20 protein-coding genes and 3 tRNA genes are annotated in these 24,032 nt (G+C 46.1%); 9 read left to right on the top strand and 14 right to left on the bottom strand.

Annotated features, from left to right (window positions below; all coding sequences use genetic code 11):
• From ACZ2XM_RS04500 to ACZ2XM_RS04475, 6 genes are all read left to right on the top strand, one after another.
• Positions 1 to 76: transfer RNA gene (locus ACZ2XM_RS04500), tRNA-Gln, on the top strand.
• Positions 77 to 192: 116 nt separating this feature from the next.
• Positions 193 to 1,137, top strand: coding sequence for a ribose-phosphate pyrophosphokinase (locus ACZ2XM_RS04495; RefSeq protein WP_490587186.1), 945 nt, complete (start codon positions 193 to 195; stop codon positions 1,135 to 1,137).
• Between the two features lie 300 nt (positions 1,138 to 1,437).
• The gene (locus tag ACZ2XM_RS04490; protein ID WP_490587185.1) at positions 1,438 to 2,136 is read left to right on the top strand and encodes a 50S ribosomal protein L25/general stress protein Ctc; all 699 of its coding nucleotides are present in this window, start codon (positions 1,438 to 1,440) and stop codon (positions 2,134 to 2,136) included.
• Positions 2,137 to 2,425: 289 nt separating this feature from the next.
• Complete coding sequence (gene pth / locus ACZ2XM_RS04485; RefSeq protein WP_490587184.1) at positions 2,426 to 3,010, top strand: aminoacyl-tRNA hydrolase; 585 nt, start codon at positions 2,426 to 2,428, stop codon at positions 3,008 to 3,010.
• Between the two features lie 333 nt (positions 3,011 to 3,343).
• Complete coding sequence (panD, locus tag ACZ2XM_RS04480) at positions 3,344 to 3,724, top strand: aspartate 1-decarboxylase (protein ID WP_490587183.1); 381 nt, start codon at positions 3,344 to 3,346, stop codon at positions 3,722 to 3,724.
• A gap of 100 nt (positions 3,725 to 3,824) precedes the next feature.
• On the top strand, positions 3,825 to 4,778 hold the full coding sequence (locus ACZ2XM_RS04475) for a calcium/sodium antiporter (RefSeq protein ID WP_490587182.1): 954 nt from the start codon (positions 3,825 to 3,827) through the stop codon (positions 4,776 to 4,778).
• Between the two features lie 122 nt (positions 4,779 to 4,900).
• Here the strand turns inward: ACZ2XM_RS04475 and ACZ2XM_RS04470 are convergent, their stop codons facing one another.
• The 4 genes from ACZ2XM_RS04470 to ACZ2XM_RS04455 form a co-directional block, all read right to left on the bottom strand.
• A complete protein-coding gene (locus tag ACZ2XM_RS04470) occupies positions 4,901 to 5,398 on the bottom strand; it encodes a hemerythrin domain-containing protein (RefSeq protein WP_490587181.1) in 498 nt (165 codons plus the stop codon).
• A 181-nt stretch (positions 5,399 to 5,579) separates the two neighbouring features.
• Positions 5,580 to 6,212: an RDD family protein gene (locus tag ACZ2XM_RS04465; RefSeq protein WP_490587180.1), complete on the bottom strand. Its 633-nt coding sequence runs from the start codon at positions 6,210 to 6,212 to the stop codon at positions 5,580 to 5,582.
• 413 nt (positions 6,213 to 6,625) lie between these two features.
• Positions 6,626 to 6,702 (bottom strand) — tRNA-Arg (locus ACZ2XM_RS04460).
• Positions 6,703 to 6,853: 151 nt separating this feature from the next.
• Positions 6,854 to 6,943, bottom strand: a tRNA-Ser gene (locus ACZ2XM_RS04455).
• A 341-nt stretch (positions 6,944 to 7,284) separates the two neighbouring features.
• Here ACZ2XM_RS04455 and ACZ2XM_RS04450 point away from each other — a divergent pair.
• A complete protein-coding gene (locus ACZ2XM_RS04450) occupies positions 7,285 to 8,076 on the top strand; it encodes a hydroxymethylpyrimidine/phosphomethylpyrimidine kinase (protein WP_490587179.1) in 792 nt (263 codons plus the stop codon).
• Between the two features lie 109 nt (positions 8,077 to 8,185).
• Here the strand turns inward: ACZ2XM_RS04450 and ACZ2XM_RS04445 are convergent, their stop codons facing one another.
• From ACZ2XM_RS04445 to hemL, 9 genes are all read right to left on the bottom strand, one after another.
• Positions 8,186 to 8,755: a YggT family protein gene (locus ACZ2XM_RS04445; protein ID WP_490587178.1), complete on the bottom strand. Its 570-nt coding sequence runs from the start codon at positions 8,753 to 8,755 to the stop codon at positions 8,186 to 8,188.
• Positions 8,756 to 8,831: 76 nt separating this feature from the next.
• Positions 8,832 to 9,674, bottom strand: coding sequence for a pyrroline-5-carboxylate reductase (gene proC, locus ACZ2XM_RS04440; RefSeq protein ID WP_490587177.1), 843 nt, complete (start codon positions 9,672 to 9,674; stop codon positions 8,832 to 8,834).
• 232 nt (positions 9,675 to 9,906) lie between these two features.
• The gene (gene tilS / locus ACZ2XM_RS04435) at positions 9,907 to 11,574 is read right to left on the bottom strand and encodes a tRNA lysidine(34) synthetase TilS (RefSeq protein ID WP_490587176.1); all 1,668 of its coding nucleotides are present in this window, start codon (positions 11,572 to 11,574) and stop codon (positions 9,907 to 9,909) included.
• Between the two features lie 322 nt (positions 11,575 to 11,896).
• Positions 11,897 to 12,298, bottom strand: coding sequence for an endonuclease domain-containing protein (locus ACZ2XM_RS04430; RefSeq protein WP_490587453.1), 402 nt, complete (start codon positions 12,296 to 12,298; stop codon positions 11,897 to 11,899).
• A gap of 204 nt (positions 12,299 to 12,502) precedes the next feature.
• Positions 12,503 to 13,471: a formate dehydrogenase accessory sulfurtransferase FdhD gene (locus tag ACZ2XM_RS04425; protein ID WP_490587175.1), complete on the bottom strand. Its 969-nt coding sequence runs from the start codon at positions 13,469 to 13,471 to the stop codon at positions 12,503 to 12,505.
• Entirely contained in the window at positions 13,471 to 15,837 is a 2,367-nt protein-coding gene (locus ACZ2XM_RS04420; protein WP_490587174.1) for an FdhF/YdeP family oxidoreductase, read from the bottom strand. The genes ACZ2XM_RS04425 and ACZ2XM_RS04420 overlap by 1 nt, the downstream gene beginning before the upstream one ends.
• Positions 15,838 to 16,307: 470 nt before the next feature.
• Complete coding sequence (locus ACZ2XM_RS04415; RefSeq protein WP_490587173.1) at positions 16,308 to 17,111, bottom strand: acetyl-CoA carboxylase carboxyltransferase subunit alpha; 804 nt, start codon at positions 17,109 to 17,111, stop codon at positions 16,308 to 16,310.
• A 419-nt stretch (positions 17,112 to 17,530) separates the two neighbouring features.
• Positions 17,531 to 19,051, bottom strand: coding sequence for an exopolyphosphatase (gene ppx, locus ACZ2XM_RS04410; protein WP_490587172.1), 1,521 nt, complete (start codon positions 19,049 to 19,051; stop codon positions 17,531 to 17,533).
• A gap of 270 nt (positions 19,052 to 19,321) precedes the next feature.
• A complete protein-coding gene (hemL, locus tag ACZ2XM_RS04405; protein WP_490587171.1) occupies positions 19,322 to 20,623 on the bottom strand; it encodes a glutamate-1-semialdehyde 2,1-aminomutase in 1,302 nt (433 codons plus the stop codon).
• A gap of 365 nt (positions 20,624 to 20,988) precedes the next feature.
• Between hemL and ACZ2XM_RS04400 the strand changes: the two genes are divergently transcribed.
• Positions 20,989 to 21,333 carry a hypothetical protein gene (locus ACZ2XM_RS04400; protein WP_490587170.1) on the top strand — a complete coding sequence of 115 codons (345 nt, stop codon included), beginning with the start codon at positions 20,989 to 20,991 and terminating at the stop codon, positions 21,331 to 21,333.
• 133 nt (positions 21,334 to 21,466) lie between these two features.
• Here ACZ2XM_RS04400 and ppk2 read toward each other — a convergent pair whose 3' ends face one another.
• Positions 21,467 to 22,579 carry a polyphosphate kinase 2 gene (ppk2, locus tag ACZ2XM_RS04395; protein ID WP_490587169.1) on the bottom strand — a complete coding sequence of 371 codons (1,113 nt, stop codon included), beginning with the start codon at positions 22,577 to 22,579 and terminating at the stop codon, positions 21,467 to 21,469.
• 515 nt (positions 22,580 to 23,094) lie between these two features.
• Between ppk2 and ACZ2XM_RS04390 the strand changes: the two genes are divergently transcribed.
• On the top strand, positions 23,095 to 23,973 hold the full coding sequence (locus ACZ2XM_RS04390) for a DegV family protein (protein WP_490587168.1): 879 nt from the start codon (positions 23,095 to 23,097) through the stop codon (positions 23,971 to 23,973).
• The last annotated feature ends 59 nt before the right edge of the window (positions 23,974 to 24,032 follow it).

Raw genomic sequence — 24,032 nt, 5'->3', positions numbered from 1 at the left:
AGGGGTATAGCCAAGTTGGTAAGGCATCAGGTTTTGATCCTGACATCCGTTGGTTCGAGTCCAGCTACCCCTGCCATTTTTATGGTACAACCTGTGATACCTTCATCACGACGTTTATTCCTCTTTTCTTATTTTGAGCAGTTTGTCACTGCTTAGCGGTAGCTGCTTGAGTCAATCAATAGGACTTCAGTCATGCCTTATCTGGCGATATTTACGGGTAATGCCCATCCCGAATTAGCGAAAACCGTAGCCGACCACCTCCATATCCCCCTTGGTAAAGCTGATGTCACTCGCTTTTCAGATGGCGAAATTGCCGTTGAAATCAAAGAGCACGTCCGTGGTAAAGATGTCTTTATCCTCCAGCCTACTTGTGCGCCTACCAATGATAACCTAATGGAAATCATGGTTATGGCCGATGCCCTACGCCGTTCAAGCGCAGGTCGTATCACAGCCGTTATGCCGTACTTCGGTTATGCCCGCCAAGACCGTCGTCCGCGCTCAGCCCGTGTGCCTATCTCTGCCAAAGTTATCGCTGATATGCTCAATATTGTGAGCATCGATCGCGTTATGACGGTTGATTTGCACTCTGACCAGATTCAGGGCTTCTTCGATATCCCAGTAGATAATATCTACGGTACTCCAGTACTACTCAAAGACCTGCAGCAGCAAGGTTACGAAAACATCATGGTCGTGTCTCCAGACGTCGGTGGTGTCGTACGTGCGCGTGCCATGGCCAAGCAGTTGGGCGATACTGATCTAGCTATTATTGATAAACGCCGTGCCCGTGCTAATGAGTCGCAAGTGATGCATATCATTGGTGATGTCCGTGACCGTGATTGCGTTATCGTTGATGATATGGTCGATACTGCAGGTACGCTTTGTAAAGCCGCCCAAGCCCTAAAAGATAATGGTGCCCGTCGCGTCGTGGGTTATATCACTCACCCAGTCTTATCGGGTAATGCGTTGAAAAATATCAGCGAATCGGCTCTAGACGAGATCGTTGTAACTGATACTATCCCGTTATCAGACGAAGCCAAAGCTTGCTCAAAAATTCGTCAGGTGACTATTGCGCCAATGCTAGCTGAGAGCTTACGTCGTATTAATAACGAAGAGTCTATCAGCGCGATGTTTGAGTAAGTTTAAAAAGTAATATTTTAAGCCCTGCTCTTAGCAAAAATAAAGCCGTCAGTAATCGGTTACTGGCGGCTTTTTTATAGGTATAAATTGCTAATGCAGTCCACTAATATCTGGTGATAGTGTTTTGACTGGATTTTATTCCGTAGGCTGCGTATAATACGCCCTCTCCTTTTAGGTTAAAAACATGAGCTTTATTAATATAAGCGCTGTGATAACGTAAGGATTGTAGATGTTACTATAGCTACGCTGGTCGCAAGCGTAATATAACGGCATCATTCATTGAATATTAAGGATACTCCTATGAGTAACGTATTATATACTGTTAAGGGCGTTGCCCGTACAGCCGATCAGCAGGGCAAAGGTGCGAGCCGCCGCCTGCGTAAGCAAAACCTAGTACCAGCTATTATCTATGGCGGTAACGAAGAGCCTACAGCACTATCTATTCGTATGAACGAATTGGTTAAATTGCTTGAAAACGAAGCTTTCTTCTCAAACATCTTGACGATCAATGTCGATGGCGAAGAGCATCAAGCGGTTATCAAAGACCTACAGCGTCACCCAGCGAAAAACATGCCTATGCATGCTGACTTCCAGCGCATTGTTAAGGGTCAGAAGATCCACATGAACATCCCTGTGCATTTCGTAGGTCGTGAAGAAGCGCCAGGTACTAAGAACGCTGGTGTTCTATCTACGCTAGTTTCAGATATCGAAATTATCTGCTTACCATCACAGCTTCCTGAATATCTTGAAGTTGATGTGTCTAAAATGGAAATCGGCGATTCTTATCACTTGTCAGACATCGTACTTCCTGAAGGCGTGGTTATCCATGAGCTTGAGATTGAAGACGGTACTGACCGCACTATCGTTAACATGCAGCCACCAACGGTTGAAGAAGTTGACGAAGATGCAGAAGAAGTGGATGCTGATGAAGTACCAGCCACTGAGCAAGGCGGCGAAGGTACTGAAGAGAGCGGCGAAGAAGGCGATAGCGAAGAGTAATCTTCCTACCCCGATTTTACGCATTTCGTTCAGTAAGCAAAAAATAAAGGCATATTATATGCCTTTATTTTTATCCGTAATTTGACCTTTATCTATAACTTGCCTACCGTTTGGCCAATCGTTCGCTTGTTACTAATGAACAAGACAGTCAACTGACGATTGCCCAAACGCTAGTCGCCCTATTAGTTAAGTTGTGCCACAGTATCGTTAGAATCAGCTGCTAGAATTACCTGCTAGAATTAGCGGCTAGCTGTGAGCGACCTGCCCTATTTGATTTTGTGAGACACCTATGACGCCTATCAAGCTTATCGTCGGTCTGGGCAATCCAGGACCTGAGTACGTGCACACCCGTCACAATACGGGGTTTTGGTATGTGGCGCAGTTGGCGGATCGCTTTGGTATCTCTTTGGCCGCGGATAAAAAATTCCATGGCGTGACCGGGCGTGGGCAGATTCACGGTCAAGACGTGCGCTTATTACTGCCGATGACCTTTATGAATAAATCGGGGCAATCAGTGGTGCCGATGGTCAATTTCTATGGCATCGATAATGCCGAGATTTTGATCGCTCATGATGAGCTCGATATTCCGGCCGGTAGCATCAAACTAAAGACCGGCGGTGGTCATGGCGGTCATAATGGCTTACGCGATATTGCACCCCATATCGGCAATGACTTCCATCGCCTGCGTATCGGTATTGGCCATCCGGGCCATAAGTCTAAAGTTAGCGGTCACGTGTTATCGAAACCTAGCGCTGACGACCAAATTGCTATTGAAGCGGCACTTGAAGCGGCATTAGATGCTAGCAAACTGTTAATTACTGGTGATATTGAAAAAGCTCGTGGTGAGATTAATGGCTTTAAACTGCCGGTTTAATACAAATAGCACTTGCTACCGATAAGTGCAGACTTTTCGCAATCGCTTATCTATGTAAGCCGTTTTATTTAAAGTAAAAATAATTTATTGCGGTTACCTTTAAGGGGCAAATAACCCCCGTTCAGGATAATCGCTTACCCCCTTACCTTTAAAAGCGCTTTGCATATCCCTATATAGAGCAGGCTGTCATAACTAATTGCTCTAGTTATCATTATGGCTCCGATTTTGAGAAATGTGTTAGCAGGTATTACTCAGCAGCCTTTCTCTGTCACTAACGCTTGACCCCACCTAGTTTTTGTTATATTTTCTGCGCTCACCACTGAGGAATCGCTTATGTTACTCACTCTGCTTAAATGCAAACTACACCGTGCTCGTGTGACCCACGCTGACTTACACTACGAAGGCTCATGCGGTATCGATAGCGATTTGCTAGATCTGGCAGGCATTCGTGAAAACGAATCTATCGACATCTATAACGTCACGAACGGTAAACGTTTTCGCACTTACGCGATTCGCGCAGAAGCCGGCTCTGGCATCATTTCGTTAAATGGCGCAGCTGCCCACATGGCGGATTTAGGCGATATCGTGATTATTTGTGCTTATGCACAGATGGATGACGCCGAAGCCGATCAGCACTTACCAAAACTGGTCTATTGCGACGAGAATAATGCGGTTAAAGATACGGCGAATATCATTCCTGTGCAGGTCGCTTAAGTTTTAAAGACTCTGTAAATCCTTATTCTGTATTGCTTGACGATGAACGCTAAATAACAAGTTATTTGGCGTTTTTTTCTGTCTAATTTTGGAGATTTTCATGACTTTGGCCATTATTGCGATGATTATTGGCCTGGCTTTATTGGTTTGGAGCGCCGATATTTTTATTGATGGCGCTACAGATATTGCTGTTAAATATAATATGCCCAGTTTTTTGATTGGCGTCCTTATTTTAGGCGTAGGCACCTCCGCCCCAGAGTTGGTAGTATCCGGCTTATCGGCGTTGGCAGGCAGTCCAGGTCTGGCGCTAGGCAATGCCTATGGCTCTAATATTATGAACATTACCTTAGTATTGGGAATAACGGCTTTTATTAGCCCCATCCTCATTCGCGGGGCCATTATTAAGCAAGATATGCCGCTATTGCTAGCCGTCACCCTATTAGGGGCTTGGCAACTGGCCGATGGGAGGCTCAGCCGTCTTGATGGTATTGTGCTCTGCATCGCACTCGTAGTAGTGTTAATGATTCAGGTGGTACTGGCTTTACGGCAAGCGGCGCCCACTGAGCCCGTAGCAGCGCTTGATGAAGTCAGTAGTACTCGAGCCATCTTTAGCTTAATCATCGGCTTAGCGGTACTTATTTTGAGCTCTCGTGCCATTGTTTGGGGAGCAGTAGAGTTGGCTACCCTCTGGGGGATTAGCGAGCTGCTCATTGGCCTCACTATCGTGGCTATTGGTACCTCGCTACCCGAATTGGTCGCTAGTATCGTGGCGGCGCGCCGTGGTGAGCATGAGATGGCCTTAGGCAATATCATCGGTTCCAACTTATTTAACACCCTCGGCGTGGTCGGGTTGGCCGCTATTATTCATCCGCTTGCCGTTGACCCTGTCATTCTATCTCGTGATGTCTTAGCGATGACAATCATCACTATGTTGCTGTTTATCTTGGCAGTCGTCGCTTATAAGCGTAGCGGCTACCTCGGTAAAGGCAGCGGCGTTGTGCTCATGACCGGCTTTATCGGTTATACCAGTTGGCTAGTCAGCTCAGCGTTATAACCTTTAAATCTGGAAGCTAGAATATCAGCCCTAGAGAGATGCCCGCCCACAAAAAAGCCGCTCATTTTAGATTAGCGGCTTTTTTAGTCTTTCTGGGTACCTGTAGAGCATTGCTCTAGCGGTTACTCTGCAGCATGGGCTTTCTCAAACGCATCATGCTCGGCTTGATAAAGCGTGCCCAAACGTTGCTGTAAATCGTCATCCAAGATAGTACGGGCTTGTTTAAAAAACTTATTTTCTTCTTCTTGGAGATGGTGACGGATTTTTTCGATTAAATCTGCGCAAGTCTCTGCCCAAGTCTCTTCGCTAATACGCCCATCTTCCATCGTAGCCAACATCTCATCGATTTCATGATGTTCGGTAATAGCGTGACGCGATAAATCTAAGCCCTCATCATGCTGCATCACTGGGACATACAAGTGCCGCTCTTCGGCCGCCTCGTGCGCGCGCAACTCTAGCTTTAAGCGCTGAAAAATAGCCTTACGCTTGGCAAACTTATTCTCTGCCGCCAACTCATCACACAGCTGACGCTGGTACTCGTGTTTTTCTATTAACGCGGCAAAGATATCTTGTTCTAATTTTAGGCTGGCTTTGCTATCGCTTGCTTGGGACTGGCTCATGAAAACGCTCTCCAAAGTGGTTCAGTGGTGTAACCGGCTACTATAACGAGTTTGCTCGCTACTATTGTCAATATTTACTACCGAATTTGTATTAGAGTGTGACGATTGCGAGCGGTTATTATTTAGTAGCTATTTAATAGCACCATAACGATAACCGCATAACGATGAGCACATGAGCCAATTATGACTTTTTGGCTGATTTGCGATTTCTAAAAGACTCTAGCAGACCTTCGTGTTTTACTTTCGGTACTTTTAAGGTGATGGTATTGGATATCATGTCATGAACGGCAAGCCCGCGACGGTTTAATAAACAAAACAGATAGTTGAATGCCATACCGAGAATAGCACTGGCCAAAATTGCCGCGCGAGTACCATGCATAATATAACCGATAACACCGCATAGAATAGGTACGACACAGGCGCCTAGGATGCGCTTAATGGCCTGTGGCCAAGTGAGGTAGTGTCCTGTGGCATTGACGGTTTTTAAGCGCCAAGTCTGCATGCCTAGCGTCTGCCCACCGCGACGCCAAAAGATCCCGTAAAACCCTATTAACGTTAATAAAAACGCGGGTGTTAATACTAAGTTTTGATACCAAGATGGCAGCGATTGGGCTTGATCTGAGGTGCTGCCCGACTCCATAGTGAGTAGCGTGCCGAGCACGGTCAGGACAGTCCCCACTAAAAATAGTAATGCCAGTATCAACATACCATCATAAATAATAGCGACCACACGTACGCCCGGTCGGGCAATCACGGTTTGCTCTGGGACAGGAGGGGTAGCCGTACGGGTAGGTTTTTTGGAGAGTTTAGACATAGCAGCGACAGCAACTGAACAGTGAAGATACGGCTATTGTACCGTAATGTCTAACGCTGGGCGACGCTTTGCCAGTCATTCGTAGAATTTTAGCGCCATAGCTATAACGGCATCAATATAAAGGCATTAGGCTAGGGCGTGTCCTCAATTGAATCATGAGGCTAAAAGTGAGATAGATTTTTGTCAGTCCATGGAAATTTTGCAGAGAATATGAGCATATTGTCTAGAAGTTTTCGCAGAGTGACGAAAATATAGCCAGTTTTAGTCCATTACACGCTAGTGTTGTTAATTGAGGACACGCCCTAAATTACAGACACAAAAAAATCGCCTTAAGTCATTTGACTGGCGATTGTTTTACTTTTAGTAGCGTGTCTTTTTAAGCTATAAGAAACGACTAAAAATGGTCTGTTAAATGGTGCGCCTGGAGAGATTCGAACTCCCGACCCCTTAGTTCGTAGCCAAGTGCTCTATCCAACTGAGCTACAGGCGCCTTTAACAGCTTACTAATTTCGTTAGAACATTAACTGTCTTAACGAGGTGGCTATTATAGTGAATAATTTCACTAAGTCAACCCTTTATTACTCTGTTAATATTATTTTATTGCGTCTTTTACTCAAGAGTATCAGCAGCTTTAAAATAAATGGCGGTGAAGGAGGGATTCGAACCCTCGATACGCGTTAACGTATACACCCTTAGCAGGGGTGCGGTTTCAGCCACTCACCCACTTCACCCAACAGGTTGTACAACAGCATATTCATCTAATAAAGACAATAACCTAAAAAAGGCCCGACATAGTAACTATGTCATCCATGCTGTGGGCGAGTATTATAGCAAAGCAAAGACAAATTGCAAGCGTTGACTGCGCTTTTATGAAATCTAATTCCCTAAATGCTGTCAGCCTATGCTATATATGGTAACTTGCCATTACCTGATTAGCAGTTTTGGCATGAATCACCCCCTAATTGAGGGGTTTTTCTTTTATCATGCTTATGTTTTATCATGCTTATGTTTTATCATGCTTTTTTTATTATTGATCGTTTTTTAGCGAAATTGCGCTTAGTAAGGAGCTTACATGCGTCCCGTAGTCTTATGTTTCTCTGGGCTCGACCCGTCTGGTGGTGCCGGTATACAAGCAGATATTGAAGCCATCGGTGCTAGTGGCGCTCACGCTGCGGTGGCTTGTACCGCCATTACCATACAGAATTCTCAGCAAGTTTTTGGGTTTGAGGCCTGTGCTGCGGAGTTGGTCAGAGCGCAAGCTGTGGCGGTATTGGAAGATCTCCCCGTCAAAGCTATTAAAAGCGGCATGCTCGGCACGACTGATAACATTGCGATGATTACCCAACTATTTAAAGACGGTATCATCGCCAAGGGCACTCCCTTTGTGCTTGACCCTGTGCTAGTGGCCAATAGTGGCGGCAGTCTGGGCAATGTGGCCATCTTAGTCGATGCTTTTTTGGACCTCATTCCTTTTGCCACCCTCCTCACGCCCAATACCCATGAGTTAAGAGCGCTATCTGGGCTGCAAGACCTACGAGCTGGTGCGCAACTGCTGTGTGAGCAAGGGGCTAAAGCGGTATTAGTAAAAACTTCGCATGATTATGATAGTGGCGATATTGAGCAGTATCTCTATGTAGACGGTCAACAAGTCCATGAGAGCTTCTTACCTAGATTACCCGGTGAATTTCATGGTTCAGGATGTTCATTGGCCAGCTACTTAGCCGGCTGCCTGGCCCAAGGTATGGACATGCTAACAGCGGTCAAAGCTGCCGATGTTTGGATTCAACAAGTGCTACGGGCTGCCGACCAACCCCACCCTAGCGACCCAGCGGCGCAGTGGATTCCCAACCGTTTTGCGCGTTAATGTATTAAAGTTAGCATGATTTAGACATTTTTTAGACTCTCTCTTTTCCCATAAAAAAAGACGCCTTATAGAGCGTCTTTTTTATTTTAAAATCTAGCTAAGCAACCTATTAACCTAACATCGGCATAACGCTAGCGGCTAATTTACCTACGAATAACTCAATAAGGTAAAAAGCAAAAAACGCTACCATCGGAGATAAATCTAACATTCCAAGATTGGGCGTGATACGACGGAATGGCGCTAAGATAGGCTCAGCGATACGCATAATCAAGGCTACGATAGGATGCATGTTATTGGTTAAGACCACAATCCAACTGACGATGATAGAGCCAATCACCAGATAGCGACACATGCGCAAAAAGTCGAGTATCAAGCTGAGTGAGCCCGCAAAGAACAGCTGAATCGGCGCTATGCCAGTATGGGCTAACGCCGCTTTACCTGAGATATCAATTAAGCGGATTAAAAACATCAATACAATAGCGGCAATACTAATGCGACCGCCAGCGACGGTAGGGAAAATGCGCCCAAAGACATCCACAACACCCGTCGCTTTATAAGCCGGCATAGCCAAAGGCTCATTAGGCCCAATATCCGCAAATTGCAGCATAAAACGAATGAAGATCAACATCATCGCAATGGTGGTGACCAAATCAAACAAAGGTAATAACACGTCATTCATGGAACGCTACTCAAATTGAGGTGGGAAAATAAAAATCAGCTGATAGTACAGTGCCAGTATATAAGTCTAGCTTGCCCTAGTCATTCATCTCAGCACTAATAGCTTGGCTGCGCTCATAGCAAGCTTTCATAGCTTGTTGAATATGCTCACCTACTTGACTGGCTTGCATAGACTCAACCGCAGCTTGGGTGGTGCCATTTGGTGATGTCACTTTACGGCGTAATTCCGCTGGCGTGTCCTCACTAGAAATGCTCATTTGCGCCGCGCCCATAGCTGTCTGCATCGCTAAGGCACTGGCTTGTTTACGATCAAGGCCTAACGCCATAGCACCATCAATCAGAGATTCAATAAAGTAAAAGAAATAAGCTGGTGCTGAGCCTGAAACTGCCGTCACAGCATGCATTTGCTCCTCAGTCTCGACCCACATCGCTAAGCCTGAAGCGGCCATGACTTCATAAGCCAACTGACGCTGCTCCTCAGTGATGTCTACGCCTGCATATAAGCCGGTAGCGCCCATTTGAATCATCGCTGGCGTATTCGGCATAGCGCGTACGATAGTCGGATAGCCTTGCAGCATGCCGCTTAGACTCTCGGTCGATAAACCCGCAGCCACAGAGATGACCAATTGCTTATCGAGTACCTCAGCAAAGGCCGCAACGACGGCTTTCATCACTTGCGGCTTTACCGCCAATATAACGACATCAGCAGCTTGCACGGCTTTTTTAGCGCCCTCTGTATCGTTGACAGGATCGACACTGGGCAAACCTTTTTCAGCCAATTGTGCTCTGATATCCGCACTGGGGTCTGAGACGGTAATATTTTGAGCATCTGTACCGCGGCCTAGCAAACCACTGATTAAGGCTTGGGCCATATTGCCGCCGCCGATAAAGATAATCTTTTTATTTTTTAATGCGCTCATAGTGTCCCCTGGCTGGTAAATATTATATCGCAAGCACCTTATACCGTATATTCACCGTGGCTACTGCCCTAGGCAATCTACCCGATATCCGCTAAAAGAGCCGCATTAATTGCGCCTAACATCATGGCAGATATCATAAATACGGGCGGTAAAACGTGCTATAAAATGACGCCTAGTGTAGCACATCTTAGCGGGCAGTCGTCTGCAGTGCTGCGGCTCACTCTCATTATATTTAGCTCTGATTGTGCCTAAGTTGCATGACAGGAGCATGATGCGCCAACCAAGCTTGTACAATATGCTCGTACGGACTCTCGAGCACCGCCACTCCATGCAGCGTTAAAATAAATAGCGGGTTCTGTGCCGTGCTATTGGTCCCAGCTGCATTTTTGTTAGCCCCTAACTTTAAAGTACACAGCACGACAGACTCACGCATAAAGGCAGGCACGCCCAATGCTTGCAGCAGCTTTTTCCCCGACTTCCTACCTTTACGCCCTGCCAAAGTCACTTTTAACTCACGCGGTAACGGCTGCAATTCTATCGTTCCTTGAGCCGTATTATCTTTTTCTATATCGTCTGTTAAAGCTTTTGCCAATTCGGTTAGGTGATGCAGCTGCCAATGAGTTTTTAGCGTTGCTGACTTTAATGAATAGCAGTGTGAGGACTGACTGTTAGCGGCAACGATTGGCCATGATTGCTTAACTGGTGGTGCGTCTAGCCAAGCGACCCAGTCAGAGCGCAACCGTAAGAGCTGCTGTTGATAACGCCGCACTTCATAGTAATATTGAGCATTGGCATTACTGTTTTGTTGACTGGCTTGCTGATTGGTCGGTTTACTATGCCAGGTTAAGCAGGTTTGGTGGTCCTGATCGCTGCGAGTACATAACTCACGCACCTCATCGACCAAGCGTTTGGGCGCCGGTAAATCGTCTCTAGCAGGGCTTAACCACTGATGAATAGCTGCGGCCTGACGGGCGCTGGGTAAAGCTAATAATAGCTCGATGTCTAAAATGGACTGTCTCTGCTTCATATCTTGTGACTTATCTAACTGCTTCGGTTCAGCAGTTTCTTGATAAAGACAGTCCTCGATATCTTGCTGGGCTTGCGCTGTGACGATAGTGTTCGCCTCTTGTAATAGCTGACCGCTGCGCATAATAGCTGGGCTCGCCTGCGGAAATCTTGCTTGCAGCTGCGGCATAATCACACTACGCAGCCAAGCTCTATCATTAAACTCAGCAAAGCTTAGCGATGGACTGCCTTCAGTAGACATACGAGCTGACGCAATGATATTGGTCGGGTCATCAATGTAGTCAAGCCCAACAGTATTAGCATAGGCAGTGATTTGCTCACGGCTTACGCTAAGCCAAGGTCGCCATAAATAAATACTTTGCTGAGCGTCCTCACTACCCTGCGAGTGCTTTTGTGTCCACGCACGCATACCGCCTAAACCGTGTACTCCGGCCCCATTTAACAGTCGCATTAACACGGTCTCTGCCTGATCATCGCCATGATGGCCTAGCATTAACACATCGCCCTTATTCATCACCTGCATCATCGCGGTATAGCGCGCATTACGCGCAGCTTGTTCATCGCGCCCATCAATCTTTACGCTAAGCACCTGACAAGGCATATCGTGCGCAGTCGCCCAAGCTTGTACTTGCTGTGCCCACTCGCTATTAGCTGCCTGTAGGCCATGATTCACATGGAGTAATTGCGGTAAAAAAGGCAACTGCTCCTCTAGATAGAGCTGCTGACACAGTGCAGCTAAACTTAAAGAATCGCGCCCCCCACTACAGGCCAGCCAAATCCTACGACCAGACAGCTGCGACGCCTGCTCACGATAACTCGCTAGCAGTGCGTTGATTAAGGGTTGGTTTGGAGTGTTTTGAGGTTTTGAGGACATAGGGAGGTTAGAGAATAAAGATTAAGGGTTATGATGCCTGATTATACTGATAATGGGCTAATCTATTTTTTAGGCAGCATCCTGTCTGATATTAATAGAGTCGTGTCCCTCCCCTGATTTTAGGGGGAGGTTAGGTGGGGGTTGCATCTAAGTCGCTGACCTAACGCAGTTCATTTATTACGTTCTGGCAGCTTTATTAGAATAATGACCAAATCATAATTTATAGAAGAAATCCTTCCCTAGCCCCTCCCTGCGAGGGAGGGGGACGCGCACTTATAAGAATGCGGGAAAGGGTTTAATGACGACACACTGCAATTAAGACTTAATTTTTGCCAACCAACTCTGCGTCATTTAAAACCAATCTCTCATCCGCAACTTGCAATATACGCTCAATAACCGCAGGCAAATGAGTCAGCACTTCATTGTTCCAAAATCTAATAACCTCAATGCCTTGATTCGCTAAGAAAGTAGTACGGATTTCATCATAAACGGTGTTGTCAGCATGTTGACTACCGTCTAGCTCCACCACTAATCGCTTACGAGGACAATAGAAGTCCACTATATAGTCCCCGATTGGTACCTGCTTACGAAACTTTAAGGGCCGACCATCGGTAGCATGGAGTTGTTTATTTCTTATATTCTGCCAAAGCTTTTTTTCTGCAGTTGTCATGTTACTACGCAATAGCTTTGCTTTTTTCAAAGCTGGCCGTGTGTATAAAGGCATTCGATTAGGCTGTTTCATAGCTAATGACTGACGTTATCTATATATATTTAACTATACACAGATAGCCTGATGAGGTTTAGATAATTTGAATAACTGCTATAGATAAGACAATTATTCAAGATTACAGAAAATTTAGAGACAAACTACATAAGGTAGCGTCCCTCCCCCTATTTTCAGGGGGAGGTTAGGTGGGGGTCTACTATTCTAAAATGAAGAAGCATCACCCGAATAATAAGTCACCCGATTATCCCGCAAAAATCCGGCCAGCCCCAGGCCATAACGTTCAGCCGTACGTACGGCAGTACTGGTCGGCGCCGACATGCCGACGAGCCAACCCACTTGCGCACGAATAGATTTTTGCACCAGTTCGATAGACAGTCGCGAAGTCATCACCACGCACTCTAGCTCAGTCTTATGACGCAATTGCCAACCGATCAATTTGTCCAAAGCATTGTGGCGCCCGACATCTTCAAAAATTTGTAGCTCATCATTAATAACCGTAGCCGCAGCATGCACCGCCCCCGTCATCAGGTGCGCTTGCTGAGCACAGTCCATGCGCTGGCGAATAGCTAATAAATGGGCTAATGGCGGCGGCGAGCTAAGCGTTTGCTGATAGTCTATTAAATCTGGCAAAGCCTGTGCAATCCCAGTAATCCCGCACATGCCACAGCCCGTTCGTCCTGCTAGCAGGCGTCGCTGAGCTTGGATGCGCTGATGACAACGTTGGTTCAATACTAAATTAACCACATACACTTCATAATCTGCCAACTGCTCGGCTAACGCCTGAATAGTCTCCGGCTCAGTCGTACACGCCGCTGCAGTATCGGCAATAGTGGCTGCTTGCTCAGCACTCTCTAAATGGGTCACTTCCCAATCTAATAAATCACTTGCCTGGCCAATTAAGCCTTCGCTAAATAAAAACCCCACGGCCAAATACTCTAATTGATCGGGGCTGGCCATTAGCACGGCGTAATGAATGCCATTAATAACAATTGCTACCGCCGCTTCCACCGCTAGCAATGCTTGCTGTGCTTGCAATGGCTGCGACTCACGCTGTAGCTGCGCGTTATGCTGCCGGGTTAATCGAGCTAACGGTGCTGCTGGCGAGGTAGCAAAGCCATCAGAGGGGTATCTAAGCTCCGGTTCTGTATTGACTAAAGTATCAATAATCATTACGCCACGGTCGAAACAGGCGCCGTTGAGCTTACCGCCGTCACTCGCTCTAAGGAAACAGGGATGGATTTATACGCCGGCGTTCTAGATTTCGGCGCATGGCTATCCAAATCAATGAGCGTATTACTCTCTGGATAGTAAGCCGCCACTGCATGTGCTGCGATATCCATTTCGGTCAATATTAATGGCCCCAAAGTACGTTGCTTATCCGTACTGTCTTGGCGCGATACCATGATTTTATCACCCACTTGCCAGCCCATTCTTGTCATTTCATCGGGGTGCATAAATAACACGTCGCGGCGACTGGTATTGCGATAGCGGTCCTCAAATCCAAAAATCGTGGTATTAAATTGATCATGACTGCGTACCGTGGTTAATTGCCACGAGGTGGTCGTTGTTGCCGTAGTCTTTTGCGCAGCGCTAGCCTCACTCGCTTTAGCCTTGGTTGAATGCAATGCAGTATCTGTCTGCGTTAGCGCATACGTAATAGGGTATTGCGGTACCACAAACTCAGCCTTGCCACTTTCCGTGTGCCATTGCCGAGCGCGTGCTGAATGGAACAGGTGAAAGCCACGCGGCGACTCAGTAAGCCTCTGATTGAAGTTCTCAAACCCGTCGATCGCTTGCGAAATATAATCGCGAGTAATACTGAAGTCTGCCGCCATGGTCTGCCACGGGATATTCTTGTTGACCTCGCTATCCGCATCAAATAAGTGCGTGGCAATATCGGCAATAATCTGCGCATCGGACTTAACCATATCACTGATAGGCGCTAGGCGACCTTGGGTCGGCACCACCTGACACATAGAGTCTTCAATCGTCGCCACCTGAGTCCCGTTGGCGGTAACCAGTTGCTCAGTACGGCTTAGAGAAGGCAGAATTAAGGTATCTTTACCAGGATAAAGCATGCTCTCGTTTAGTTTAGTCGCTACAAATACGTTGAGTGGCGTACGGGCTAGCGCTTGCTGGATAGCATCGGTATCCGGCGCCGCCACAGAATAATTACCACCGAGGCTCATAAAGACTTTAATTTTGCCATTAATGAGTGCTTTCGCCCCTTCGACCACATCCAGCCCATCTTCGCGCGGCATAGGTTGCTTAAAGACCCGCTCTAAGCTATCGAGTAGCGCAGGTTTAGGCCGTTCATGAATCCCCATGGTGCGATCACCTTGAACATTTGAATGCCCACGAACTGGTGAGGCGCCTGCCCCATCTATCCCAATCATACCCATCAATAACAACAGGTTGGTAATCATAGCAACATTGTCTTCGCCTTGGACATGTTGAGTTATACCCATTCCCCATGTACAGATAGTGCCTGGACTATCCGCAACCAACTTCGCTAACTCAGTAATTTTAGCGCGCTCTATACCACTTGCTTGTTCAATATCCGTCCAATTCTGTTGGTTAAGCCATCCTATCAGCGCCTCAACATATACGGTATGGGTCTCAATAAACTCTCGATTAATAGCATCTTGCTCGACGAGACATTTGGCTATACCAGCCATTAAAGCCACATCACCACCGATGCGAATCTGAATAACTTCATCGACCATCTTATCGCTCTGACCAGCCGCCATATGGGTGGGTTTCTGCGGATTACGGAACTTAAATAAGCCCTGTTCGCGCATAGGATTGACGGAGATAATACAGCAGCCTTGCTTCTGAGCATGCGCCAACATCTCGAGCATACGCGGATGGTTGGTGGCCGGATTTTGCCCAAATAGGATAATCAATTTGGCCTGTTCGAAATCCTCCAAAATGACTGTAGCTTTCCCAATACCTAGCTGTTTGGCCAGCATAACCGAGGTCGGCTCATGGCACATATTGGAGCAATCTGGCAGGTTATTCGTCCCAAAGCTACGGACTAACAATTGGAACATAAAAGCGGGCTCGTTGGTGATGCGCCCTGAGGTGTAAAACATCGCTTCATCGGGTGAGTCTAATTGCTGCAAATGACTCGCAATAATTTGATAAGCCTGCTCCCAAGCGATAGGCAGATAGCGGTCCTGTTCAGCATTGTAGTGTAGCGGCTCAGATAAGCGCCCCGCATGCTCTAATTGATAGCCATTCCACCCCTGTAGCTCGGTCACGCTATGCTGAGCAAAAAATGCAGCATCTGCTTTCGTCGCCATAGTCTCGCTGGCCACCACCTTGATGCCGTTTTCACACATGTCGATGGTTTTATGGCTTTTATGATCAGGCCAAGCACAGCCAGGACAGTCAAAGCCGCCTTCGGGTTGATTGCCACGAAAGACACTGATACTCCCACGAGTTAGCGCATCATATTCTTTGAGTTTTAACGCTGATGAGGCTAGAGCGGCCCAGCCGGCGGCAGGATGATTGTACACAGGAATTTTACGCATAGCGGACCTCGGCTTAGCAGCATAGGGGCGCTAAATCACCGCTATGTTGGCATTTTTATAGAATAGGTGTCGTTAAAAAACCGTTATTTTAGGCTTAGTTAATAGGAGCACCTGAAATTTGGTAGAGCAAGCTCATCCAGTAATTTGCTCTAGCGCGTGAACAGAGCTTAACGATATCAATAATACCCGCTAAGTGACGACTGTTAACCCTACTTGCAAAACATGAGATATAACGTACTTTTATAGCAGCTTTGCTAGTTATCTACAATATAGGATAAGCAACCAAAGACGCTATCTCTTGGCTATTCTGGCAGTATAACAGGGGGTCAATTAATGGCTTTGCACACCGGCCAAGGCAACCTAAACCTCAATGAATACTTAGCCTAGAGCTTATTTAGGACAATAAAAAAGGCGGGTATACTGAGGCAACCCACCTTGTCAATCAATGCTACGGACGGCTTAGTGCGGTATCAAGAGGCTAAAGCTACCTTAGAGTCGAAGCTTTTTAGACGTTGATAACGGGCTTCCAGCAAGGCATCCGTCTCTTGGACCCCTAAATCTGCCAATTGCTCAAGCAATAAGTCTTTAAGACGAGTCATCACTGGCTTAGGATCGATATGAGCCCCTTCGCCTTCAGGAATGACGTTATTAATCAGGCCCATTTGATACAGGTTATCGGCATTGAGCTTAAGCGCATCACTGGCATCGCTGGCTTTTTCAGCCGTCTTCCACAAGATAGAGGCACAACCTTCTGGGGAGATTACCGAGTAAATACTATTTTGTAGCATGTTGACGCGATCTGCCACACCGATAGCCAGTGCGCCACCCGAGCCACCTTCACCGATAATGGTGGCGATAATAGGCGTCTTTAAACTTGAGAATACCGCGATACTTTCGGCGATGGCTTGCGCTTGACCACGCTCTTCTGCTCCAACGCCAGGGTAGGCGCCCTGAGTATCAATAAAGGTCAGTACGGGGATATTAAAGCGTTCAGCCATTCTCACTAAGCGAATCACTTTGCGGTAGCCTTCAGGATTGGCCATACCAAAGTTATGAGCAATACGCTCACGGGTACTGCGGCCACGGTGCTGCCCAATCAGCATGACGGGCTTGCCATCTAGGCGCGCAAGGCCACCGATGATAGCTTTGTCATCAGCATAAGCACGGTCGCCGTGCAAAATATCAAACTCACTAAAAAGTTGACTGACGTAGTCCATAAATAAAGGACGTTTGGCATGACGTGCTAATTGGACGCTTTCCCAGACTGTGCTCATAGTTAATCCTAACTCGGTACCTGATAGACGTATGATAAATGCTAGACGGGTCATCGATAGGGTGTCATCAATAATCGTCTAATAAATAAACGTGTGGTAAATGGCTACACCGGCTTATTAGCATCCTGCTTATCAATAATAAATCACTATTAATAAACCGTTTAACGCCATAGCCGCGTATAAAAATAGAATGGTTTACAGCAAGACAGCGACAATGATGCCCTGCAAAAATGTAAGTATACACATGTATACTTAATTGCGCTATCGCTACCAAGTTGTCAATAAGTTACTAATTTGCTCAATCAGATTCGAGTTAATCAATGATAGCTAGGCTGGTCCATAAGATATGGGCTGGTCAATGAGTTATCTAGGTTACTAACGCCACCACTGACCTTACCTTTACCTACTCACCATTACCGCTATTCGCTATCTTCGGTGACCACTTCTAATTCGACGCCCCATTTTCCAAACTGGCTAACTTCATCTTTGAGGTCAGAAACCAGTAGCGGATAATCATCACTATCGGCATCTACCGTGATTTGCCAATGCGTTTTATCTACTAAATTTAGGTTCAGTACAGGGCGCTCAAAGTCGCTGCGGCTATGATGGGCAAGGACTGCTAACCGTAAAATGAGGCAGAGATAAATTAAGCTCTCCCCACCCGCCGCTATAGTACGGGCATAGCCATCTGCTTTGAGCTTACGGCGATGATGTTGCACCAGCTGCGAGATACGCAGTTGATCCACTTGCGAAAAACCGGGCACGTCGGAGTGCTCAAGTAAATAAGCACTATGACGATGGTAGCCGCTATGACTAATCGCTAGGCCAATCTCATACAAAAAGGCGGCGCGGCGCAATAAGTCGTCGTCTTCAGTAGTAAGGCCTAGCTGCGCTTGGACCTGCTCAAACAAACAATGACTGGTCTTTACCACGCGTTTGGCTTGTTTTTTATCGACCGAATAGCGTTTGATTAGGGCCTCAACACTGCGGTCACGCACATCTTCGCTAGCGAAACGGCCGAGCATGTCGTACATAACGCCTTCGCGAAGAGCGCCATCGGAATAAGTGATAGTATCAATACCAAACACTTTCATTACAGCCCGTAGTACGGCCACGCCCGCTGGGAAAACCGCTTTACGGTGCTCTTTAACGCCTTCAAGCTCGATATCGTTGACATCACCGACTTTGATCAGCAACTTTTCTAACGACTTCAGGCCTTGATAGGTAATACGCTCTTGGTCGTCAGCCCAGCCTTTAGAGACCAACACATTACGCGCCGCTTTGATGGTACCGCTTGAGCCAATTACGCTGCTCCAACCGGTCTTTTGATAGCGACCACTAATAGCTAGTATTTCTTTACGGGCCGCAGCGATGGCTTTTTCAAAAGCCTTTTCGGTGATATTACCATCTTCAAAAAAGCTTTTGGTAAAGGCCACACAGCCCATTTGTAAACTTTCTGTCAGGATGGGATCAAACTCTTGACCAATAATAAATTCGGTAGAGCCACCGCCGATGTCCACAACTAAGCGCTTGTCACTACTGGCATTGGTATGCGAGACGCCTAGATAAATGAGACGCGCTTCTTCACGACCGGCGATAATTTCAATAGGTTTAGGCAATATTTCGTTGGCTCGGCGGATAAACTCATCGGCATTTTTTGCTTGACGCAAAGCATTGGTGGCGACGATACGCAGACGATCAGCAGATACCGACTCTAAGCGACCGACAAAACGACTTAGGCAGTCGAGCCCGCGCTGCTGCGCCTCTTCACTTAGGATATTATGCTCGTCCAAACCTGCGGCCAACTGCACCTTTTCGGACATAGAGGCGACTTTGCGCACCTCACCATGGTCTAAGCGGGCGATGGCTAAGTGAAAGCTGTTTGAGCCAATATCGATGGCTGCCATAAGTTCGTCATTGGCTAAAAAATTCGTCGGCATAATAGTCGTATAGTACCAAAGGTGATTGCAGAAAAATGCAATTGAAAAGATGAAAATTACGCTTAGAAGCGCATCGTTGCGGCCTGCTCATTAAAACACTATTGCTAAAAAGTGGCAAGGCGTCAGCACAATCGCACGCAACAAAATACTCGATACTACGGTGACATAGAGCGCCTTCAGACCTACAGCGTTCCCCATAAAAAAAGGCCGACAACCCGAAAACTATCGACCTCACCTTGAGACTACTTTAACCCTAAATTGCTAGAGCAACTATTTAGCTGCCATCTCTTTAAACACAGCATCAGCCGCCCCAATAGACGTATCTAAATCTTCCTTCGTATGCTTAGACGACATAAAGCCTGCCTCATAAGCAGACGGTGCTAGATAAATACCGCGCTCAAGCATGCCATGGAAGAAGGTATTAAAGGCATCCATATCACACTGAGTCACATCATCAAAGTTTTGCGGGGTTGGTGTCGCCGCATCTTTTACAAAGAAAAAGCCCATCATACCGCCCAATTTATTGGTACGTAGGTTAATGCCGTGTTTATCAGCTGCCGCTTGGATAGCATCGATTAAGTACGCAACCTTACTCGCTAAGTCTTCATAAAAACCATCGACCGTTAAGTCTTCAAACATTGCGATACCTGCGCGCATGGCCAAAGGGTTGCCTGATAGGGTGCCCGCTTGGTAGACGCCGCCCATCGGTGCGATACATTCCATGATTTCACGTTTGCCACCAAAGGCACCAACGGGCAGACCAGCCCCAATAATTTTACCAAAGCAAGTTAAGTCAGGTTGAATGCCAAAGTGAGCTTGAGCGCCACCAAGACCTACGCGAAAGCCCGTCATGACTTCATCAAAAATTAATACCGCGCCGCCTTTGGTACATTCCTCGCGTAAAGTATCGTGAAACTCTTGTGTCGGGATGACCATATTCATATTACCGGCGATGGGCTCTACGATAATACAAGCAATTTCCTCGCCCCACTTCTCAAAGCACTCTTTAATAGCTTGCGGGTCGTTGAAAGGCAAGGTAATGGTATGTTTAGCAAAATCTGCTGGCACGCCTTTAGAGGTAGGTTCACCAATATCGAGCATGCCCGAGCCGGCTTTTACCAAGAGGCTGTCGGAATGACCATGGTAGCAGCCTTCAAATTTAACGATTTTGTCGCGACCAGTATAACCACGAGCTAGACGAATCGCACTCATGGTGGCTTCAGTACCTGAACTGGTCATCCGCACCATCTCAACGCTAGGCACGATGTCGCAAATCGTATCGGCAACGGTGGTCTCAAACGGTGTCGGCGCACCAAAGCTTAAGCCATCATCCGCCGCCTTTTTAACCGCCTCGATCACTTTTGGGTGTGCGTGACCTAAAATCATCGGGCCCCAAGAACCCACATAATCGATATAAGCATTGTCTTCGGTGTCATAAATTTTACTACCCGCTGCTTTATGGATAAAGATAGGCGTGCCACCGACGCCAGCAAAAGCACGTACCGGCGAGTTCACGCCACCTGGGATGTGTTTTTTGGCTTGGGCAAATAATTGGGCGTTTTTAGTACTCATAGTTATGTCCGTTTAATAATTAATGAATCGTAAAATGATTTTTTGGCAAAAAATTGCCGTAAAGAGGATTGGCGAGCCCTTAAGAATAGAGTGCCAATGACAGTATATTGAGGATATCGAAAAGTAAATTTATCAAACTATTAGCCATTATAGCCCTTATTCACCATGACATAAATTCTGGTCACCAAATGCCTATATTCAATCCATAATAACGAGTCATTCGATAATAACGGCTACTCAACTAATTTTAATGTGTATAAGCTCGTCAATTATGTTATGTTAGATTTATAACAATTATTAATTAATAAAACTAACTATTAAGTTAACTGTGCTAGCTTGCTTAAACTGGATTTTTTAGGAGCTTTATGATGACCAATCGAGAAGCATTAGACATTATGCAGGCTTTAGTGGAGGGCGTAGACCCTTTTACCAATGAGCCTTTGGCAGTAGAGAGTTTATGCCTTAATCCTGCAGTAAATACCGCCTTAACCACAGCGATACAAGCGTTAGATAATAGAATTAAAGCCGCAGCTCGGCGTGCTAGTTTACCCAGTAAAGCTGGCGCACCATGGGACGAGTCGGAGGCGCAGCTAGTCCTACAGGCCTATGAAGCGGGCGATTCTATCAAAGTCATCGCTGAGCAGCAGCAACGAACGGAAGGCGCTATCCGCTCTCGATTAGTAAAACTTGGGGTATCAGAATTGGCTTGACCCTATTAATAATAAAACTGTGAAATTAAAAAACCACCCAAGTTAAACTTGAGTGGCTGCTATTTATTACAATAAGCCTAAAACTACCTGTCTATCTTTAAACCGATAGCCCAATCTTTAAACAAACAACCAATTAGCCGACTGCCAAATCTTCCTTTTCACCCAGCTCATAAAGCGCGCCTGCACGGCCTACTATCAATGGGTCGACCGTACCGATTTGTTGTCGGTCTTTATTAGCATACGGCAGTTTATTCAATACATAACGCATGGCGTTGAGACGAGCCCTTTTTTTACAGTCCGATTTGATCACAATCCATGGGGATTCAGCGGTATCCGTATTATAAAACATCGCTTCTTTGGCGAGCGTATAGTCATCCCATTTGTCCAGTGAGGCCAAATCTATTGGCGACAGTTTCCATTGCTTCAGCGGGTGGGCTTCGCGTTGGGCAAAACGGCGGCGCTGCTCATCACGGCTGACTGAAAACCAAAACTTAATTAAATGGATGCCCGATTCTATCAAATGCTTTTCAAAGTCTGGTACTTGGCGCATAAAGGTTTCATATTCGGCCTGACTACAAAATCCCATGACCCGCTCAACGCCCGCTCGGTTATACCAAGAGCGATCAAACAACACCATCTCTCCTTGAGTCGGTAAATGCTGGATATAACGCTGAAAATACCATTGCCCCAACTCCTGCTCGGTAGGTTTTTCCAACGCCACAACTTTCGCGCCACGTGGGTTCATATGCTCCATAAAACGCTTAATCGTCCCACCCTTTCCTGCCGCATCACGGCCTTCAAAGACAATCACGACCTTTTGGCCGGTCTCTTTAACCCAACGCTGCAGTTTAAGCAGCTCTACCTGCAAATGATACTTTTGCTTTTCATAGCCTTTGCGCGACAGTCGGTTCTTATAAGGATAGCCACCTTGCCGCCAATTGTCTGACAGCTCATCGTCCTTTTTGCTGCCCGTTTTTGCTTGATTGGCCAAGGCATGTTGAGCGAATAAGTCTTTTAGCTTGACCAAATCATCTGGAGAGGCATCATGAATCAGTGCTTGGAGTCGCTCTGAGATACCCTCTATATTGCCTTCGGTCAAATCCTTTAATAGCACTTCATCGATTACTTCTTTTGCCTTTATCTGCGCCCCTGACTTTTTCTTTTTGATTTCATACGCTGCAATAGCTTTGGCATCGGTGGCATAAGCATCGGTTACGTGCTCAGTTTTATTGGATTTTTTAGCCATGTAAACCTCCTTAATCGTTAGAGACAACCTTAATAAAAATAGTAGTTATTAATTTAGTAGGTATTAATTTATCTTAAGTAACGATAGAGCTGCTAATAAACCACTCATACGCCGCCCTCAACTCGCCTATAAAAAAAGCAAACCCACATAATTTTTAAGGATTTTCTTATACCTTAACTATAGTCATTTACCACTTTCACCACAAGGCTAAACCACTATTAAAAGCACAATAGACACGACTTTTTATCGATGCTAATCGCTAGTCTGTGCTGAAAAAATTACCGTTAATAAAGGCTGTTATTTCCTATAAACCCTTATAGAATCAACATTTACATCAAATGGTCTTGAATATTATTCATATTCATGTATCGTTAGCTATACTACACTTTAATCATGCAATGCAACCGCTTATCTATTTTAGATTGACCTTGCCATTCATCATTCATTCATTTTTCGTAACATAGCATAACTATAATGATACCTTTCTCTAACTATAATTCCATTGGACAGCATATATGAGTCGCATTGTACTTAGCACATCTTCTTCTGGTCTTGGTCTTCTCGATATTAAAACCAATATCCAACTGATCCCTATGCGCTTGTTTGTTAATAATGTCGAATTCATTGATGGTAAGAACATTACTCAAGACCGCTTAGTCTCCATTATGTCAGACGCGGCTTGCTCAGCGGTACACACCTCCCCTGCTCCTGCAGAAGAAATTGACGAAATATTAACCCGCCTGTATGAGCAAGGTTATAAAGAAGTCTTTATTACCACCACATCTTCTGGTTTAAGTGAAAGCTATAACATCATTAAGCAAGTCGCTCAACGGTTTCAAGACCGCATGTATGTGTATGTCTATGACACCAAAGAGCTGAACATGTGCGAGGCTATTTTGGCCTTAGAGGCTGAGCACATGCTGGAGCAAGGCGAAAGCATGTCGAAGGTGGCTCGACGTCTCGATGACTTACGCGCAAGCCACAAGTTGCTTTTTGCTATCGACACCTTATCTACGCTGATTAAAAATAAGAAACTATCAGCCACTGCAGGTTTTTTTGCCAATATGTTCAATATTAAACCTGTGCTGCAAATGACCGATGACGGCAAGCTGGTCGCCATCAATAAAATCCGTAAGTTAGAGAGAGCTTTGGATTATATTGTGGAAGACTTTGCCGACAGTCTGCAAAGACCCAATACCTTCGCTTATATCCTAACGATGGGCCGTACCGATATTGATAATTATCTAATTAATTTGATTAAACGCCGTACTGGATTACAAAACATCCCCTTGTTGCCGGTCTCTAATATCTCTATGGGCAATACAGGTCCAACGGGCGTTGGCTTGTGTGTCTTTGAAGGCGAGATGCCTTATGCCGCGCAGTTGTTGCGCTAGGCAGAGGTAGGCGACTCGTTGCATCACTGCCATTAGTCAATACTGTTGACCAATACGGT

It is taken from the genome of Psychrobacter sp. CoH-33_TS_01, from assembly GCF_058189395.1.
The sequence above is the reverse complement of the archived record's forward strand: the minus strand, read 5'-3'. Positions and strand labels throughout refer to the sequence as shown.